This is a genomic window from Thermostichus sp. MS-CIW-37 (genome assembly GCF_054060065.1).
The window spans coordinates 1-16,210 of sequence record NZ_JBSSCV010000033.1 but is presented as its reverse complement, the minus strand read 5'-3'; the positions used below and the strand labels follow the sequence as shown (position 1 = coordinate 16,210).

At 57.2% G+C, this 16,210-nt stretch carries 19 protein-coding genes, 1 tRNA gene and 1 pseudogene; 7 read left to right on the top strand and 14 right to left on the bottom strand.

Going from position 1 to position 16,210, the window contains the following annotated elements; all coding sequences use genetic code 11:
- The first annotated feature begins 16 nt into the window (after positions 1-16).
- Together ACVWYZ_RS12530 and ACVWYZ_RS12525 are read left to right on the top strand one after the other, a co-directional pair.
- Positions 17-256: a DUF433 domain-containing protein gene (locus ACVWYZ_RS12530; RefSeq protein ID WP_457467238.1), complete on the top strand. Its 240-nt coding sequence runs from the start codon at positions 17-19 to the stop codon at positions 254-256.
- A complete protein-coding gene (locus tag ACVWYZ_RS12525) occupies positions 256-426 on the top strand; it encodes a DUF5615 family PIN-like protein (protein WP_187147225.1) in 171 nt (56 codons plus the stop codon). The genes ACVWYZ_RS12530 and ACVWYZ_RS12525 overlap by 1 nt, the downstream gene beginning before the upstream one ends.
- Before the next feature lie 89 nt (positions 427-515).
- Here ACVWYZ_RS12525 and ACVWYZ_RS12520 read toward each other — a convergent pair.
- The 6 genes and pseudogenes from ACVWYZ_RS12520 to ACVWYZ_RS12495 all read right to left on the bottom strand — a co-directional run bounded on the left by ACVWYZ_RS12520 (position 516) and on the right by ACVWYZ_RS12495 (position 5,562).
- Positions 516-747 (bottom strand): annotated as a pseudogene (locus tag ACVWYZ_RS12520) (hypothetical protein).
- Positions 748-788: 41 nt separating this feature from the next.
- Complete coding sequence (locus tag ACVWYZ_RS12515) at positions 789-1,466, bottom strand: anti-phage-associated DUF3780 domain-containing protein (protein WP_083757646.1); 678 nt, start codon at positions 1,464-1,466, stop codon at positions 789-791.
- Positions 1,463-4,543, bottom strand: coding sequence for an anti-phage-associated DUF499 domain-containing protein (locus ACVWYZ_RS12510; protein ID WP_457467237.1), 3,081 nt, complete (start codon positions 4,541-4,543; stop codon positions 1,463-1,465). The genes ACVWYZ_RS12515 and ACVWYZ_RS12510 overlap by 4 nt, the downstream gene beginning before the upstream one ends.
- Before the next feature lie 146 nt (positions 4,544-4,689).
- Complete coding sequence (locus tag ACVWYZ_RS12505) at positions 4,690-4,884, bottom strand: hypothetical protein (RefSeq protein ID WP_011433320.1); 195 nt, start codon at positions 4,882-4,884, stop codon at positions 4,690-4,692.
- 70 nt (positions 4,885-4,954) lie between these two features.
- Positions 4,955-5,039, bottom strand: a tRNA-Ser gene (locus ACVWYZ_RS12500).
- An 85-nt stretch (positions 5,040-5,124) separates the two neighbouring features.
- Positions 5,125-5,562, bottom strand: coding sequence for a tetratricopeptide repeat protein (locus ACVWYZ_RS12495; protein WP_457467236.1), 438 nt, complete (start codon positions 5,560-5,562; stop codon positions 5,125-5,127).
- Positions 5,563-5,822: 260 nt separating this feature from the next.
- Between ACVWYZ_RS12495 and ACVWYZ_RS12490 the strand changes: the two genes are divergently transcribed.
- Together ACVWYZ_RS12490 and ACVWYZ_RS12485 are read left to right on the top strand one after the other, a co-directional pair.
- On the top strand, positions 5,823-6,455 hold the full coding sequence (locus tag ACVWYZ_RS12490) for a DUF4384 domain-containing protein (protein WP_414407604.1): 633 nt from the start codon (positions 5,823-5,825) through the stop codon (positions 6,453-6,455).
- A 198-nt stretch (positions 6,456-6,653) separates the two neighbouring features.
- On the top strand, positions 6,654-7,049 hold the full coding sequence (locus ACVWYZ_RS12485) for a DUF4346 domain-containing protein (RefSeq protein WP_414373641.1): 396 nt from the start codon (positions 6,654-6,656) through the stop codon (positions 7,047-7,049).
- A 30-nt stretch (positions 7,050-7,079) separates the two neighbouring features.
- Here ACVWYZ_RS12485 and groL read toward each other — a convergent pair whose 3' ends face one another.
- The 4 genes from groL to ACVWYZ_RS12465 form a co-directional block, all read right to left on the bottom strand.
- Positions 7,080-8,699: a chaperonin GroEL gene (groL, locus tag ACVWYZ_RS12480; RefSeq protein WP_414418515.1), complete on the bottom strand. Its 1,620-nt coding sequence runs from the start codon at positions 8,697-8,699 to the stop codon at positions 7,080-7,082.
- Between the two features lie 199 nt (positions 8,700-8,898).
- Positions 8,899-9,225, bottom strand: a complete 327-nt coding sequence (locus tag ACVWYZ_RS12475) for a 30S ribosomal protein PSRP-3 (RefSeq protein ID WP_414330048.1) — start codon at positions 9,223-9,225, stop codon at positions 8,899-8,901.
- Positions 9,226-9,313: 88 nt separating this feature from the next.
- Positions 9,314-10,429 (bottom strand): NAD(P)/FAD-dependent oxidoreductase, encoded by a 1,116-nt coding sequence (locus ACVWYZ_RS12470; protein ID WP_457467235.1) that lies wholly within the window; start codon positions 10,427-10,429, stop codon positions 9,314-9,316.
- An 11-nt stretch (positions 10,430-10,440) separates the two neighbouring features.
- The gene (locus ACVWYZ_RS12465) at positions 10,441-10,920 is read right to left on the bottom strand and encodes a GNAT family N-acetyltransferase (protein ID WP_414330053.1); all 480 of its coding nucleotides are present in this window, start codon (positions 10,918-10,920) and stop codon (positions 10,441-10,443) included.
- A 152-nt stretch (positions 10,921-11,072) separates the two neighbouring features.
- Here ACVWYZ_RS12465 and ACVWYZ_RS12460 point away from each other — a divergent pair, with 152 nt between their 5' ends.
- Together ACVWYZ_RS12460 and ACVWYZ_RS12455 are read left to right on the top strand one after the other, a co-directional pair.
- Entirely contained in the window at positions 11,073-11,783 is a 711-nt protein-coding gene (locus ACVWYZ_RS12460) for a Uma2 family endonuclease (protein ID WP_414330056.1), read from the top strand.
- 87 nt (positions 11,784-11,870) lie between these two features.
- The gene (locus tag ACVWYZ_RS12455; protein ID WP_414408400.1) at positions 11,871-12,503 is read left to right on the top strand and encodes a lysophospholipid acyltransferase family protein; all 633 of its coding nucleotides are present in this window, start codon (positions 11,871-11,873) and stop codon (positions 12,501-12,503) included.
- On the opposite strand, the gene ACVWYZ_RS12450 is transcribed toward ACVWYZ_RS12455, so the two are convergent.
- Positions 12,472-12,921, bottom strand: a complete 450-nt coding sequence (locus ACVWYZ_RS12450; RefSeq protein ID WP_414413286.1) for a (2Fe-2S) ferredoxin domain-containing protein — start codon at positions 12,919-12,921, stop codon at positions 12,472-12,474. The two genes, ACVWYZ_RS12455 and ACVWYZ_RS12450, sit on opposite strands and share 32 nt — an antisense overlap.
- A gap of 59 nt (positions 12,922-12,980) precedes the next feature.
- Between ACVWYZ_RS12450 and ACVWYZ_RS12445 the strand changes: the two genes are divergently transcribed.
- Positions 12,981-13,541: a 2'-5' RNA ligase family protein gene (locus ACVWYZ_RS12445; RefSeq protein ID WP_414413285.1), complete on the top strand. Its 561-nt coding sequence runs from the start codon at positions 12,981-12,983 to the stop codon at positions 13,539-13,541.
- A gap of 22 nt (positions 13,542-13,563) precedes the next feature.
- Here ACVWYZ_RS12445 and gap read toward each other — a convergent pair whose 3' ends face one another.
- The 3 genes from gap to ACVWYZ_RS12430 all read right to left on the bottom strand — a co-directional run bounded on the left by gap (position 13,564) and on the right by ACVWYZ_RS12430 (position 16,141).
- Positions 13,564-14,583 (bottom strand): type I glyceraldehyde-3-phosphate dehydrogenase, encoded by a 1,020-nt coding sequence (gene gap, locus ACVWYZ_RS12440; protein WP_414413284.1) that lies wholly within the window; start codon positions 14,581-14,583, stop codon positions 13,564-13,566.
- A gap of 156 nt (positions 14,584-14,739) precedes the next feature.
- Positions 14,740-15,255, bottom strand: coding sequence for a Crp/Fnr family transcriptional regulator (locus tag ACVWYZ_RS12435; protein ID WP_414373653.1), 516 nt, complete (start codon positions 15,253-15,255; stop codon positions 14,740-14,742).
- 76 nt (positions 15,256-15,331) lie between these two features.
- Positions 15,332-16,141 carry an ABC transporter ATP-binding protein gene (locus ACVWYZ_RS12430; RefSeq protein ID WP_457467245.1) on the bottom strand — a complete coding sequence of 270 codons (810 nt, stop codon included), beginning with the start codon at positions 16,139-16,141 and terminating at the stop codon, positions 15,332-15,334.
- Positions 16,142-16,210 lie beyond the last annotated feature (69 nt).

Genomic DNA, 16,210 nt, shown 5'->3' with positions numbered 1-16,210 from the left:
CTTAGGGCCCTAAGCCGTGAACTGGGAAGACTATATTCATTCGGATCCCGATATTCTCCTGGGTAAGCCAGTTTTCAGAGGAAGTCGCCTATCGGTGGAATTTATTTTGGGGCTATTTTCGGCAGGCTGGACGAAAAAGCAGATTTTGGAAAACTACCCTACGCTGACTCCAGAAGCACTTAGGGCTATGTTTAGCTATATCCAAGAATGTATGCGTGAAATGAACTTCTACAGTTTTTCAGATAAAGTCAGTTGATGCAATTTCTCGTCAATGAAAATTTTCCACGCTTAAGTATCTGTCTATTGCGAGATGCTGGCTTAGATGTGGCATCGCTCTCAGAGGAAGCTCCAGGTACTAAAGATTTCGAGGTCTTGGCTAGAGCTGCACAAGAGAAGCGGATTATATTGACTTTTGATCGGGATTAGCGTCCTTTGTAAGTCTAGCTTGTCCAAATCTGGAATGGACTCTGGAAGAGCGTTAAACAACTTGCGAAACTGGGCAGTGGTGCGAGATTTCACAGTGTTTCGGGGTTTAATTCTTCCGTCTTGCCTGCTTGATACTCGGCTATTGCCCTCGGCTATTGCCTCGGCACCGAGTTTTGCTAACATATCCGCTGAAGAAGCAAAGGATTCTTCCCATCGCTGATCGTCTTCTAGCTCATCAAGAATCAGGCTGGCAATTGCATTTTGCTCCTCTGTGGGTAGAGCTTTTAACTTGCTAATCGCTTTCTCCAGCAGTTCTGTCATCATTTGCATTCTCCCAAATAGGCGGTTTTATCTAGTATAACTTAATCTCTTAGCTTTGTCGTGCCAATGGTTGCTTCACTATCCCAAAAGGGCGAGGGATCTTCTTGCAAGCAGGATAACAGGCTGAGTTGATCGGCTTCTACGGCTTCGCTACGCAAGCTATCGGAACAAGCTGGCTGGTATGGGCGCTTGACCGGAGTGGGCACACTCAGTTCCGTCAAGGGATTTTCTGTGAGGGCATAGCGCAGGGCTTTGCGCCAACCGATATTCCCGTGATCGACACCCCCTGTCGCCGCTGCTGTCATGGTGTAAAGCCACCAGCGCTCTTCTGGACGCAGCCCTCTCCAGTTGCGAATGGCATTGGGGATCGCCTCCGGTTTGGCCCGTTCTACTGCCCAAGCCAGCACCAGCAATTCCTTCCCCAGCAGACGTTCTACGAGGTTGCGGCCAGTTGTCCAACGGCTCGGATTCATTTTTTTCGCCCGCAGGCGGTCATTAAACTCTTGTTTGAGATCCTCAGCAATCTGGCTCCAGATAGACCGGCTGAGAACACAGCGCTCCGCAATGTCCGGCTGTCCGTTGATGCCCGCCTTGATGCCATAGACTTCGTAAATCAGCACAGGAGCGGTTCTGCCGGCAGGTATTTCGACCACAAAGTGGTGGGGATCAACGGTTTTGGGACAGCCGAACCCCACCGTCTCCCATTTTTTATCGCTCACTGCTCTACCTCTCCCGGCTCAGGATTGATTTCCAACCGATGCAAAAAGACTTCCAAATCGTGGCCGCTGCTGAAGCGTAGGTTGTCCAAGCGCAGACTCACCTCTGCCGTCTCATTGCCCAAAGCCTGACGTGCTATCGCAATAAACTGCTCAATGTCTTCCGCTTTTACCACCACATCGCTTCCAAACCGAGTGGTGATGGCTCGGTTCCCTTCCCCCACGGTTAGGGAGATCCCACCCGCCAGTCGCACACCCAAAGCCTTGCTCTGATTGATGGCCGTATAACTCGCCTTATTTCCTTGCAGGTTGAGGCGCTTGTGCAGCTTAGCCGGTTTGTTTTTGTCAATCACCGGCCCTTTTTGGTCGAGCGCCGGGATCGTGAATTTGCGAGTGGTGCTCACCCCTTGATCTTCGGCGTAGGCATAGATGGTAACGGCTTCTGATCCCTCTAGTTCGATGGGGCCAGTGTAGAGGGTGCCTTCCCGTGGGTTAATGCCCGTGGTGTTCCAGCGAATTTGACCACGGGGTTTCACGGTTAGCTCTACGGTGCGCTTGCCGCCGCCAATACGAGGCTGGTGGGTGAGGGTCAGCGTATTCTTCCAAGCATAGACATCCCCTGTCTCGTGCCGGCCATCCGGGTCAATGGCGACAAACCACAGGGCAGTGGCATTGGTTGTCCAGATCGTATCGGGCACCACAGGGCTGTTGGCATCCACATTGGGCGTGTAGTCGTAGTGAACACGGCCATTTTTGCCCGCATCTCGAGGCAGAATTTCCAAGGTAGCCGTACCGGTGCGGTCATCGTATTCTCGCTGGGTGATGGCTACGGATGTGCGGGGGGGCGGAAAGGGCCCCTTTTCGATGTATCCATCTTCGGTGTACCGCCAGCGACCTTGGCTGACGGCTATCTGCCGCAGGGTATCCATTCCTTTGGGGGGCAACCAGGGCCAGCGCTCGTTGGTGATGGTGCGGGAAACCACGTCTCGCCAAGGGATACGCCGCTCTCCCCCTGCCGGCCACAACAGGTCTTCTGCTCGCGACAGCAACGCCTCGGCATTGGCTTCCACATCGACATACAGCTTGGATGCACCGACATCGGATAGGGCTTTTTCGATCTGCTCTTCAGCATGGAAGGTATTGCCCGTAAAGGTCATGGAGAGCTTGGTAGGAGTCAGTTTGCCCTTGATGGGGTAATAGACCCGATTGAACAGGCTGACCACAGTGGCGTTAAAGTCGTAGGCGGCTTGTTCGGCCTCTTCCTCCAGTTCTGCTTTGTGGGGGGATTTGTCTCCACCGGTTTCTTCCAGTACTCGGGCAACGGCCCACAAACGACGGGTTTTGTCTTCTAGGCTGGCCAGATTGGAGCCATCTCCGGTAACCACACAAAAGTTGTTCTTCTCGGGAACACTTTCCCAAAACTGCTGGGCCTCTTCTGGGGGTGTTTTGCTGTCTGGGCTGAGTACCAGGCACACCCGCGGGCCATTGAGGCGAATCTCATCAATTTTGGGCAGGGCTTGCACCTCTTGATAGGCAATCCGCCGTTGGGGTCGGAAAATTTCTTCCAGCCGCCGCTTCATTTCCGCATCAATTTTCGGCTGGGGAGCGTTGCGGGCACGGCTATCAATGCGCTTACGCAGGTTCTCGATGTTGGAAAAGTACCAAGCATCGTTTTCTTTGCGGTGCAGGTACCAGGCGTTGGCACGGAACGCTTGAAAAGCATCCTGAAATTCGCTGACATTCCGCTGAGGAGCTACTAGGTATTCCAAAAATTGCCCCTCGGTAAAGCCTTTCACGGCATCAACTGATTCAGACAGAGAGGCAGTCAACAGCAGGGCAGCAATCTGACTGGCAGCATCATGGCCCAGTTTTTGATCCACCAGTTCAGCGACAGCAGTGCCATTGGCCGCAATATCGTGGGCAATCGCTCCCTGTAGATTGCTGATTTTGTTGATCTCTTCCCGCACGTCTGGGATGTTGAGGTTCAGATGCTGGCAACCGATCAGGTAGACATCGTTGCTGGGACGCTCCCATACCGACTGGATTATTTTTGAAACAAACTGCATCAAGCCGCGAGTTTGACGGTAGCTTTCGTTTTCCTTAAATAGGGCAATGATGTGCTTAACCGAAGGATGGAAAGGGTAAGAAGCATGAATTTCGGCGGCAATTTGTTCGGCAGTTTTGGCAATTGATTTGGCTCTGGCTGCATCTCCCAGCACTTTTGCGTAGGCAGAAGCAACTGCATCAATGGTTTGTACATTGGGCAGGGAGCTAAATAGCCGCTTGCGGAGAATGTCGTAAATTTCCGATGTGCCCAGGTCTACCGGTGTGATGGATCGCGCTTGGCGGTTGGTTTCTTGAGCGAAGTTACCGATTGCTTTTTGCAGTTCCCGTGAGGCTCCTTCGTAGCTGCCGGATAGGTTGGAAATGACAATGCAGCAGCGCTTTAACTTCAAGGCGGCACTCAGCAGGTTCGATAGGGCGTAGGTTGTCACTTGCGCCAATGTACCTCCGCCCACCATGCGGGTAATGGCGTAGTCGAAGTAGGGCGGCAGCTCGTCCAATAGAATGAGGGTGGGTTCATCTCCAATTAAATCAATCCAATCCTGCTCACTGGGGGCATCTGCTCCGTGCTGCCAAAATTTGACAAAAGCCTCTTCTTTCCCCAGTTGCCGGGCAATCTCTCCCCAAATAAACCGTTGCTCGAACTTGAGGCGTCCATTGATGGCAACCAGTTTAGCGTCGGCAAAAGGAGCATCTTGAGTGATGTCTGGCACAACCTCGGCACGCAAAGCGGCATCCCGCGCCAGCAACCCTAGGGCAATCATGGAGTGGGTTTTACCACCCCCCATCGCCTGTTTGAGTTCAAACACCGCTTGGTCGGAGCGACCTGCCAGCCGTTTGAGCCCCTGACGCAGCAACAGATCCATCCCGCGGGTAATGTGGTTTTTGGCGAAGAATGCCCGGGCATCCTCTGCTGTATGCTCGATAACATTCGACAGATTTTCAATTTGCTCAACTATGGCGTAGTTCAAGGCCATAGGATGAATTTGACAAACGTCTTTGACGGTGGGAATCATTGCGGCTAGCTCCTGCTACCCAAGATGGTGACCCTCTCTTCAACTATAAGGAACTGTGGGGGGTGTTCAGTATTTAGCAGAGCTGACACAGGCAAGCAAGGGCGGCTGTTCGATATTCATGTCCCGCCTTGTTTGGGATGCGACGGTCAGGATGGGGATCCCTCTGTGAGGATTTGGTTAACCTTTTCTGTCCACTGGGGATCTTCAGGTGCAATCACTATGCTCTTGGGTCGGGATCCCAGTTCCCGATAGATGGGCTCCACTGCGGGAGTGCCCCGCAACTGCCAAGCTATGTCTTTGAGCTGTTGAGTGGTCAAGGTCGATAAATCAAGGATGGTCATGTGGATAGCTCCCCCTCTGGGCCAGTGAATCTCTGTAGCTTCGACCCGTTGGGCTTTACCTCAAGATAAACGGAGAGGGTGGGATTCGAACCCACGGTGGCGTCAACCACGGCAGTTTTCAAGACTGCTTCCTTAAACCGCTCGGACACCTCTCCAAATTGCCGGGATCCCCAGGCTTTACTTATGTTACGCAATGGGTTTCTGGCTGTGCAATCGCTGCCGACCACAACCCCCACAGATTTACCCGCCACTGCCGCCGGAGACCTGAGTGGACGCCTGATGGTTGCGAATGGCCCGCTTGACCAAGTTGAGGAAGGCAAAGGCCCGTTGGTCGGTGGGATCCAAGCGCATCACCGCTTGAAAGGCTGCTTCCGCCTGTTGCAGAACGGCCAGATCGATTTGTCCATCCTCATCGGCTTCCAGTTGGGCCTTTTGCAAGAGGAGGGCCCCTCGATTGTAATGGGCTGCCACATGGTTGGGATCTGCCGCCAAAACGGCTTCCAGCTCTGCCAGGGCCGGATCCAGATAGCCGCTCATGCCCAGTACCCAGGCCAGCTTGTAACGAGCTTCGGTATGGGTTGGATCGGCAGCAACCGCCTGCCGAAATGCCCGGATGGCAGCCTGGAAATCGCCCGCTTGTACCGCTGCAATGCCCTCTTGGTAGCTATCGTGAGCCATGAGCAAGTTTGGGGTTGAATGGGAACCTGGCGTGAGGTTATTTGCAGCTTAACCCTTGCCAAACGTGTTGCCCCCAATTCCCATCCTAGATGCCGAGAACAGAGCTGTGCCCCTGCCGGTTCAGCGTCTTTTCCCCCTGGGTGATGCCATCTGCAGCAGGAGAAACTGCCGCGGCAGGAGATTGGAGATTGCGCAAAGCCTGACCCCCTCAACCTGTGCCCCTTCCTAGGATGAACATAGCCATTGATTGGGTGTGAACCATGAATGCCAAACTGCTTTTCCTACCGCTGGCTTTGGGGCTGTCTGTGGCTCCGACCACCGCTGTTTTTCCGCAAACCCTAGGCATCTACCCTCCTTTACAAAGGCTGCAACTGGCCGATACTCGTCAGTTGGATGTTGGCACCCGCTCCATCATTGTCAACCCCGTTCCTTCCGACCTGCGGGTGAATCTGGAGCTGGATCGGCGCGGGTCTAACCCCATCTACCGGCCTGGCGAGCCGATTTCTATTACCCTGAGCACCAACCGCGATGCCTACGTCTACCTGTTCAGCATCCAAGCCGATGGCCGTACTCACCTGATTTTGCCCAACCGCTTTTCCGGTGGCAACGAGTTTCTGCGGGCCGGAGAAGTGCGCACCTTCCCACCGCCGGGGGCCAGCTACCGGTTGACCATCGCTCCGCCTTTCGGTCAAGCCCAGGTGTTGGCGGTGGCCTCTCCCCGTCCTCTCAACTTCCAGGAGATCGCCTCTTTCGAGCAGAGTGGATCCTTTGCCGATGTGCGGGTGCGGGGATCCCAACTGGGCAATGCCATTGCCCGCGCCATCATCGTCGAGGGGATCCCTTCCGACCAGTGGGTGACGGCCACTCGGTTCTATCGGGTTGCCCCGCGCTAATCCAAGCTCTGAGACCTCAGGTGGATGGCCCGCACAGGATCCCCTTCATCGGGTATATGACCAGCCCCACCGTTCAAGCTGGGAAGGAAGTCAACCACCCCAAAGGCTGCCCAAAGATTGGGTTCATCTGCCACAATGAGAGCAGCCAAAGGTAGTCCCGGCTACGTTTCTCCTGTGTGGTTCTGGGTCAGCCGTTCTATGTCCCCTTCCTCCAATCCCCTGAGCGAGCAGATTCGCAGTATTGACGACCATCTCTCCCGCCGACCCCTGGATCTGGATCCGGCGGGCTATTTCGTCATCTACTTGGATCGGGAGCAGAACCTCATTTGCGCCAAGTACTACAGTACGGTGATCAACGAGCGGGGGCTGGCCACCGATCCGGAGACAGGAGCTGTGATCCCGGCCAAGGGCCCCGTCAATCGATCCCCTGAACGGGTGTATGTTGGGCGCACGGCCAAAGAACTGTGTGTACAGATCTTTGAAAAGGAGCAGGAGAGAGTGGTCTCCCAGCTCAGCCATGCGGCCTACTTGGGAAGGGAGTTTCAAAAAGCCGAAGCTGCCCTGATCTCTGGCGAGGAGTACATCCAAGACTGATCCCTTCCCAGAAAGCTCACTTTCGCAAGACTACATCATCCCCTTAGGTGCAGAGCCAGCCGCCGGCTTGGGCTCAGGCTTTTCCACCACAATCGCTTCGGTTGTGAGGTACATTCCGGCTATGGAAGCCGCGTTTTGCAGTGCCGAACGCACCACTTTGGCCGGATCGACGATCCCCTGGGCGAACATATCCACATAGGTTCCGCTCAGGGCATCGAAGCCAAAGGGCATCTCCTTCTCCAAAACCTTTTCCACCACCACTGACCCTTCCAGACCGGCATTGTGGGCAATCTGAAAGAGAGGGGCCTGCAAGGCTCGGTAAACAATTTCTGCCCCCACCTGTTCTTCGGCATTCAACTTGGCCTTGAAAGCCGGGATCCCTTTGGAGAGGTGCAATAGCGTCGCCCCGCCGCCAGGGACGATCCCTTCTTCCACCGCAGCTCGGGTGGCATTCAGGGCATCCTCAATGCGCAGCTTGCGGTCTTTGAGTTCGGTTTCAGTAGCGGCCCCCACTTTGATCACCGCCACTCCCCCGGCTAACTTGGCGATGCGTTCTTGCAATTTTTCGCGGTCGTACTCGGAATCGGTGGTTTCCAGTTGCTTGCGAATTTGAGCCACTCGCTTTTCCACCGCCGCCTTGGTGCTGCCATCGGTCACGATGGTGGTCTTGTCTTTGGTGACGGTGATCTTGCGGGCTACCCCCATCATGTCCAGGGTGACCTTGTCCAGCTTGATGCCAACATCCTCAGAGATGAGCTGCCCGCCGGTGAGAATGGCAATATCTTCCAGCATGGCTTTGCGCCGATCCCCAAAAGCCGGAGCCTTGACCGCCACCGCATTGAGTACCCCCCGCAGGCGGTTCACCACCAATGTGGCCAGAGCCTCTCCCTCCACATCCTCCGCAATGACCAGAAGAGGCCGACCCTCGCGGGCCACCCGCTCTAGGATGGGCACCAGATCTTGCAGGCTGGAGATCTTGTTGCTGGTGATCAGCAGATAAGCATTCTCATACTCGGCCACCATCCGCTCCGAGTCGGTGACGAAATAGGGGGAAATGTAGCCGCGGTCAAACTGCATCCCCTCCACCACGTCCAACTCGGTTTCCAGCGACTTGGATTCTTCGACCGTGATCACCCCATCTCGCCCTACAGCATCCATAGCCTTGGCGATCATCTCTCCCACTTCGCTGTCGTTGCCGGCAGAGATGGTGGCTACTTCCGCGATGGTCTTACGGCCTTCCACAGCCTTGGCGTGAGCCGCAATTTGCTCCACCAAGTAGGCGGTGGTCTTTTCAATGCCGCGTCGCAAGGCCACAGGGTTGGCACCCGCCGAGATGTTTTTGAGCCCTTCCCGCACCATGCTTTGGGCCAGGATGGTGGCTGTGGTGGTACCATCTCCGGCCACATCGTTGGTCTTAGAGGCCACTTCCCGCATCAACTGGGCGCCTGTGTTCTCCAAAGGATCGGCCAACTCAATTTCCTTGGCAATCGTGACCCCGTCGTTGACGATTTGGGGGGCACCAAACTTCTTCTCCAAGACCACGTTGCGTCCTTTGGGGCCAATCGTAACCTTGATTGCATCCGCCAGTTGGTTGATGCCCTGCTCCAATGCCTTGCGGGCCTCTTCTCTAAACAGAATCCGCTTTGCCATAGAATCCGCGATCCTCGTAAGTCTGACTGGGCTCCTACTTTGGGTACTGCCAGGCGGAGTGGGGTTCCCAGGAATCCTCCGGCTCGGCTAGCAGGGAGTTAGCACTCTAAACTCCTGAGTGCCAATCTAGCCCAAAGACGGGAGCCTGAGCAAGATGGGCAGATCCGGAGTCACGTTTTGGCTGACAGGGGGGAGAGGGCTAGGAGTTGCCGCCGATCAGGATGTCGGGAAACTGGGCCTGGGCTTCGCTGATGGGGCGGTTGCGCCCGCCGTTTTGCCAGTAGTTGATGAGTTCGGTGGCTCGGTTAAGCAGCTCGATGCGATCCACTTCGCTGATCCAAGTTTTGCTTTCCAGCTCAGCTTTAAGCTGCTCCCAAGCGTCATCCCGCGGCCAGAAAAAGTAGTGGGTGAGGGGGCTGCGGTTTTTGGCCACCACCTGATCGACGGCAATAGCCAAATCGTTTTCCAACCAGAGGGCTTTTAGGGCGAACTTCGGCAAGGCTCTCTTCTCCTTTGGGCTACTCAACGGACGATCCGATCCTAACCAGGCAGCCTTTCATTCTGACATATGTCCTGTCCATCGGCGGGCCGAGAGCCGGAAGATGGATACGGGCTCAGCCCTGTCTGGGGGCAAAGGGCCCTAGATCACAGAGGGCTGTTTCCCCTTTCAGTACCAAGTCCCGCAGGATGGCGGCGCTGATCGGGGCCAGCAACACTCCATTGCGATAATGGCCGGTGGCAATGAGCAGATTGGCGTAGCCAGGAGCCCAACCCAGGATGGGGGCGCGCTGTCCCACCGGTCGAGGCCGATGGCCGGCCCAATGCTCCAACAAAGTCGCTGCGGCCAAGGCCGGGCAGAGCCTGATGGCACGGGCCAACAGATCTTGTAGCGCCAGCAGCGTCGGCTCGGGATGGGGGGCCTGAAACTCCACTGTTGACCCCACCCACAGGGATCCATCCCCCAGGGGAACCAGATGCAGATCCGCGTCGGTGACCACGGGCGCCAGGGGGATCCCGGGGGCTTTGACCCGCAGGGCCTGACCTTTGACCGCTTGCAGCGGCACCTGCAGCCCCAGCTCTTTGGCCAGAGGAGAGCTGCCCAGACCTGCCGCCAGGATGACGTGCCCTGCCGAGAGGGTGAGAGCGGGCGTGTAAACCGTTTGCAGGCGAAAGGGGGGATCCGAGCTGCGCTGAATCTTCTGGACAGGCTGGTGGAAGAAAAAGCGGGATCCCTTGCGTTGGGCTGCTTCCAAGAGAGCCTGGGTTAGGAGCTTGGGTTGGACTTGTCGATCCTGGGGAGAGTAGATGGCCGCCGCCAGGTCGCTGCGCAGGCCGGGCTGCAGGGATCCCACTTCGGCAGGGCTGAGCAGATCTAGGCGGTAACCTGCTTGTCGGCGGGCCGCCAGGGTCTCTTGCCAAGCTTCCACTTCCTCCTCCCTGAGGAGTTTGAGAATGCCGCGCCGATTGACGGGCAAACTCCGGCCCAGGTCTTCCTCCAGCCGCGCGATTAGGGGATCGAACAGCTCCAGGCTTTTTAGACGCAACTGCACCACCTCCCCGCTAGGCTGGCGGCTGCAGATCCCCATCAACACCCCCAGCGACGCGCCCGCGGCGCCTGAGGCCGGCTCCCCGGCATCCACTCCAATGACCGACAGCCCAGCTGTGGCCAATTCGTAGGCAATGGCACAGCCCACCACTCCACAGCCAATCACCAACGCATCACAGTTCAACAGCCCGACCCTCAACGGAGACGCTTTTCGTAGTGATACTCCACAGAGTTGCTGCGATCGTGCAATTCACGAATTTCCGGCAGACGCACATAGCCGAGCCGCTCATAAACCCGATGAGCCGTCGTGAAGCGAGTATCTGTCCACAGATGCAGAGAGTCCGCCTGCTGCTGCCGAGCCGCAAATTCGGCCTGTTCAATCAAACGCCGACCCAAACCCCGACCGCGCACTGCGGGCAGAGTGTAGAGTTTTTTCAGCTCCATGCGCCCAGGGATCCCATCGGGCACAAGGCCGACACAGCCGACCACTTGATCCTGATGCTGCGCCACCCAAAGGGATCCCCCCATCTCCGCGAAAGCTGTGGCAGGCTGAAGCAACTCCGGCACCTCTTCGATGTCCAATACACAGCCTGGATACTCCGCAAAGACCACTTGCAAAATGTGGAGCAGAGCCGCACTGTCCGAGTTTTCCGCAGGACGGATGTCGATCTGCATCGAGCAGCGAAGAAAAAGAAATCATCGTTAAGTAAAGCTTTCTCGATTGTACCTGGGCTTGCTCGAGGACTCTGTTTTCTCTGTTTCTCAGGGAGCAGAGGATCCCTGAGGTGAGCGGCTAAGATCACTGGCATCCCCACCCCCATCTGCCCATGGATACTGAACTGCTGGTTCCCGACGTTGCCGACCTTGTGACGGAGGACGATACCCCGGTGGATAATTTCGCCTCCGAAAAGCAGCAGCGCCTCTTGACAGGGGCTCTCTACAGCGCTTTGCGCGGCAAAACCTTTTTAGCAGCGGCAAATGTAGGCATCTACACCGCCATCGGTCGGCCCCCGATTGTGCCGGATGTTTTTCTCAGCCTGGACGTCACGGTGCCGGAGCAATGGTGGGAGAAGCAAAACCGTTGCTACCTGCTCTGGCAATTTGACAAGCCGCCGGATGTGGTGATCGAGATCGTCTCCAACCGCGAAGGCGACGAGCTGGAAGGCAAGCTGAGCCGTTATGAGCAGATGCGAGTTAGCTACTACGCGGTCTTCGATCCCAATCATGAGCTGGGGCCAGAGGAGTTGCGCATTTTCGAACTGCGGGGCCGCCACTACGCGGAAATGACCGAGACCTGGCTAGAACAGGTGGGGCTGGGCCTGACGGTGTGGGAAGGCGTTTTTGAGGGGAAACAAGCTCGCTGGCTGCGCTGGTGTGATGCCCAAGGGCAGTTGCTGCTGACCGGCGATGAACGGGCTGAGTTGGAGCGGGAACGGGCCGAGCAAGAACGCCAAAGGGCAGAGCGAGAACATCAACGGGCGGAGCGTCTGGCGGCAAGATTGCGGGCTTTGGGTGAGGATCCCGATTTGGAGAGCTGAAGCCCAGGGATCCCCTTCAGCACCCACCCTCCACTACACTCAGAGAGGGAACTGCTGCCGGAGTGGCAGGGATCGTTGGACTCACAGATGGGTTATCGCCGCCGGGATTGGTTGGCCTACTGGCTGCTCAAGTGGCTGGTGGTCAACCCCTTGTTTCGGGGACTGTATTTTGGGCGCACCTATGGGCAGGAAAACGTGCCTCGCCAGGGATCCCTCATCGTCGTCAGCAACCACGCCAGCCATTTGGATCCGCCGCTGGTGGCCAATGCGGTGCGCCGCCCGGTGGCCTTCATGGCCAAGGAAGAGCTGTTTCGGGTGCCGGGGTTGAAGCAAGCGATTCAGCTCTACGGGGCCTATCCGGTCAAAAGAGGCGGCTCCGACCGCGCTGCCTTGCGAGCCACAGAAGCAGCCTTGGCGCGGGGATGGGCGGTGGGGATCTTTTTGAATGGCACTCGTACCCCCGATGGCCGCATTCCTCACCCCCACTTGGGAGCGGCTCTGGTTGCAGCGCGAACGCAAACCCCTCTGTTGCCTGTGGCCCTCTGGGGTACCGAGAAAGTGCTGCCCAAGGGATCCCGGTGGCCGCGTTTGTTCTGCCCCATCACGGTGCGCATTGGCGACGTGATTCCCCCCCCTGCTTCCAGCGATAAGGCCGATTTGCAGCAGGTGACGGCAGAGTGCGTGCAGGCTATCCATGCCCTTTTGGATCAGGGGCGCTGAGGGTATCTTGGGCTACCAGATACTCAACAACAGGGATCCCTCCCAAGATGTGCTTTTGAAGAATCTCCTCCACCACCTCCGGCGTGACCGAGTGGTACCAAAACCCACCGGGATAGACCAGCAGCACAGGGCCGGGAACAGCATAGTCGCACGCCCGCAGGCAGTTGGCTTTGGTGCGGTGCACCCGCAGGGATCCGGCGCTCCCGATTTCCAGATCCAATTCTTTGATCCGCGATTTTAAATAGTCCCAGGCTTCCAATCCCACAGCTTTCTCACAACATTTGGGCTTAGTTTGATCCGCACACAGGAACAAATGCCACTGGTAGGGCGGAATGGGAGCCGGCTGAGGCGCTTGGCCTGGGGATCCGGTTGCCGAGGAGGGATCCAGGATAGGGGAAGAAGCGACAGGACGCGACATAACAAGATGTTTGGGCTTGGCTACAGTTGCATTATCCCCTGTTCTCTAGGTTCTTACCGATGCTGGTGGATAACCCCAAGCAGCGACTGTTTCTTGCTCTGCTTCCCCCTCCGGCACTGCAAGAGCAGGTGACGGCCATCCAGCAAGAGTTTGCAGAGCAATTTGCCAGCCGAGCAGCTCTGCGCTCTCCCCCCCACATCACCCTGGTGCCGCCGTTCGAGTGGCCCAGTTCCGAGCTGCCAGCCTTGACGGGATCCCTAGAGGACTTTGCCAGGCGTCAGACCCCCGTCTCCATCCAGCTATCCGGCTTTGGGGCCTTCGCACCGCGCGTCATTTTTATCCATGTCGTGCCCTCCCCAGAACTGCAGCGGCTACAAGCTCAAGCCCATCACCACATGGGGATCCTTCTCAACCAGAAAGAGACAACCGCTCAGGGCCGTCCGTTCGTGCCCCACATGACCGTTGCCTTTCGAGATCTAACCCCCGCCCACTTTCGCGCCGCTTGGCCGCAGTTCAAGACCCGTTTTTTTCAAAGTTCCTTCACGGCGTCGGCTTTGACGCTTCTCCTCCACGACGGCAAGCGCTGGCAGGTTTTTGCCCAGTTCTTGATGGGAGAATGATGGGGAAGCCAACCGAAGCAGCCTACTCCACCCAGTGAGCAGCCATGTACTCGGCCAGATCCACCACCCGCTGGGAGTAGCCCCACTCGTTGTCGTACCAAGCCATCACCTTCACCAGATCCCCATCCAGCACACTGGTCATCTCCGCATCCACAATGGCCGAACAATCGTGGCCGCGATAGTCAATCGAGACCAGCGGGATGTCCGAATAGGCGAGGATCCCTTTCATCGTAGTTTCTGAGGCTTCCTTCAGGGCAGCGTTTACCTCCTCGGCAATCACGCGCCGCTCCGTCTGCACCACCAAATCCACCAGAGACACATTGGGCGTGGGAACCCGTACCGCCACCCCATTCAGCTTGCCCTTCAGCTCCGGGATCACCAAAGCCACCGCCTTGGCCGCCCCGGTAGTGGTGGGCACCATACTCAACGCTGCTGCCCGCGCCCGCCGCAGGTCACGATGGCCCCCATCCAAAATCCGCTGGTCGCCGGTGTAGCTGTGGGTGGTGGTCATGGTGGCGCGAAGGACGCCGAACTTGTCCAGCAACACCTTGATGATCGGGGCGAGGCAGTTGGTGGTGCAACTGGCATTGCTGACAATGTTGTGGCGCACCGGGTCGTAGGTGTGCTGGTTAACACCGTAGACAAACGTGGGAATGTCTCCCCCCTTGGCCGGAGCGGTGATCACCACCTTTTTGGCTCCCGCTTCTATGTGCTTAGAGGCGCCCTGGTAGTCGACAAAAACACCTGTAGCCTCGATAACAAGATCCACCTTCCACTCTTTCCAGGGCAGGTTGCTGGGGTTGCGGTCGGAAACGGCATGGATGTGCTTGCCGTTCACCACCAAACCGTTTTCTGCAGGCTCAACGTCTGCTCCCTGCAACGGCCCAAGGATGGAATCGTACTTGAGCAGGTGGGCAGCCGTGCGAGCATCTGAGGTGTCGTTGATGGCAACAATGTCCAGGTTGGACTGGGAGCGACCCAGCCAACAGCGCAAAAAGTTGCGACCAATGCGACCAAACCCGTTGATGGCTACCCTAACCACTGCTCCTGACCTCGCTGCTTGAAATCTCTTGGGGGCTGCTGCTTAGCACATGATATCGCAACCCCTGAACATTCTGAAGACAAAATTTGGGATCCAAGGGGTTGTCTTCGTGGACGTTGACCTGCAAACCTATGCGGAGCAGGGATTGAGCCTCTTTCAAGCGGGATAGCGCTGGTGCAGCAGAGCCATAGCCGAGGCTACATTTTCTACCCCTCGCTGCTCCAGCAGATCCGTGAACATACTATCCAGCCAGTAAAGGTGCTCGCTGATGATCTGGCTCCAGGCGCGGTAGAGTTTCACCTGGACTTCCAGAGGCAGCAGGATCAGCCCTTCGGTGGAAAGGCGTAGGGTTTGCACCTCGGTCATGCTCACTGCCGTAAAGGAGCGCCGCCGCCCCGTCAGCAGAGAAAGTTCCCCAAACAAGCGCCCGGCGTGCAGCGTGGCCAGCCAATAATCTCCTGGATGTCGCACGTACTGGCGACGCAGCTCCACCACTCCACTGAGGATCATGTACAGGTCACTACTGGGATCCCCTTCCTGGAAGATCACCTGGCCTGGGGAAAAGCGGCTGGGCAACAGGGCTGCCGTCAATGCCTTCCACTCGGCATCTTCCAAAGATTGGAAGAGCAAGTGCTCGCGAACACGCTCAAACGGATAACGGGTGCTGCTCATCGCGTCGGTGATCCCAAGGGGGGCTTGAGGCCGGCTCTGTCTCATCCTACCCTTGCTGGAATTGACTTGCAGGGGGTCAGTCCTGGCGGAAGACCTCCCTTAAGCTTTCCAGCACTGCTCCTGTCAGCTCAAAGAAGCGGGTGGAGCGCCAGGTCTCGAAGCCGCGTGGCTGGGGGAGATCTACCGGGATCACCTTGGCAATTTGGCCGGGGTTGGGGGTCATCACCACCACTCTGGTGGAGAGAAATACCGCCTCTTGAATGGAGTGGGTAACGAAAAAGACGGTTTTTTGGGTAGTCTCCCAGAGGCGCAGCAGCTCCAGGTTCATTTTCTCGCGGGTGATCTCGTCTAGGGCCCCAAAGGGCTCGTCCATGAACAGCAGCTCGGGGTCAAAGACCAAGGCCCGCGCCAGCGAAACCCGCTGTTGCATACCTCCAGACAGTTGCCAGGGGTAGCTGTGCAAAAAGTTCCCCAGCCCCACCCGCTGCAACATCGCTTTGGCCCGCTCCTGACGCTCTCGTTTGGAGAGGTGCATCACCTGCAGCGGCAACATCACATTCTGCAAAGCCGTGCGCCATTCCAGCAGGGTCGGGGCCTGGAAAATATAGCCGTAGAGCCGCTCCTGCCGGGCCTGTCGGGGGCTTCGTCCTGCAATGGACACGGATCCCTCGCTGGGCTGCTCCAGATCCGCCAAAATACGCAGCAGCGTGGTTTTGCCGCAACCGGAAGGGCCAATCAAGGCGATAAACTCGCCCCGCTGCACCTCCAGATTGATATCCCGCAGCGCCACCAATTCCCCAGACGGGCTGGGGTAGCGCTTGCCAACCCCACGCAAGCTGACCAGGGATCCCACCTCACCTATTTTCGGGCTGGAGGCCCGCACCATAGCCGCAGGCTTGGTGCCGGGAGGAAAGCCCGCCTCCATATAAGTGTACTGGGGCAAAGTCTGGATGAG

Excerpts from the sequence above, each read along its gene's own strand:
- ACVWYZ_RS12465 (WP_414330053.1), bottom strand. The coding sequence starts at position 10,920 with ATGCAGATCGACATCCGTCCTGCGGAAAACTCGGACAGTGCGGCTCTG.
- ACVWYZ_RS12525 (WP_187147225.1), top strand. The coding sequence starts at position 256 with ATGCAATTTCTCGTCAATGAAAATTTTCCACGCTTAAGTATCTGTCTA.
- ACVWYZ_RS12450 (WP_414413286.1), bottom strand. The coding sequence starts at position 12,921 with ATGTCGCGTCCTGTCGCTTCTTCCCCTATCCTGGATCCCTCCTCGGCA.
- ACVWYZ_RS12495 (WP_457467236.1), bottom strand. The coding sequence starts at position 5,562 with ATGGCTCACGATAGCTACCAAGAGGGCATTGCAGCGGTACAAGCGGGC.
- ACVWYZ_RS12455 (WP_414408400.1), top strand. The coding sequence starts at position 11,871 with ATGGGTTATCGCCGCCGGGATTGGTTGGCCTACTGGCTGCTCAAGTGG.
- groL (WP_414418515.1), bottom strand. The coding sequence starts at position 8,699 with ATGGCAAAGCGGATTCTGTTTAGAGAAGAGGCCCGCAAGGCATTGGAG.
- ACVWYZ_RS12505 (WP_011433320.1), bottom strand. The coding sequence starts at position 4,884 with ATGACCATCCTTGATTTATCGACCTTGACCACTCAACAGCTCAAAGAC.
- ACVWYZ_RS12490 (WP_414407604.1), top strand. The coding sequence starts at position 5,823 with ATGAATGCCAAACTGCTTTTCCTACCGCTGGCTTTGGGGCTGTCTGTG.
- ACVWYZ_RS12510 (WP_457467237.1), bottom strand. The coding sequence starts at position 4,543 with ATGATTCCCACCGTCAAAGACGTTTGTCAAATTCATCCTATGGCCTTG.
- ACVWYZ_RS12485 (WP_414373641.1), top strand. The coding sequence starts at position 6,654 with ATGTCCCCTTCCTCCAATCCCCTGAGCGAGCAGATTCGCAGTATTGAC.
- ACVWYZ_RS12460 (WP_414330056.1), top strand. The coding sequence starts at position 11,073 with ATGGATACTGAACTGCTGGTTCCCGACGTTGCCGACCTTGTGACGGAG.
- ACVWYZ_RS12430 (WP_457467245.1), bottom strand. The coding sequence starts at position 16,141 with ATGGTGCGGGCCTCCAGCCCGAAAATAGGTGAGGTGGGATCCCTGGTC.
- ACVWYZ_RS12435 (WP_414373653.1), bottom strand. The coding sequence starts at position 15,255 with ATGAGCAGCACCCGTTATCCGTTTGAGCGTGTTCGCGAGCACTTGCTC.
- ACVWYZ_RS12445 (WP_414413285.1), top strand. The coding sequence starts at position 12,981 with ATGCTGGTGGATAACCCCAAGCAGCGACTGTTTCTTGCTCTGCTTCCC.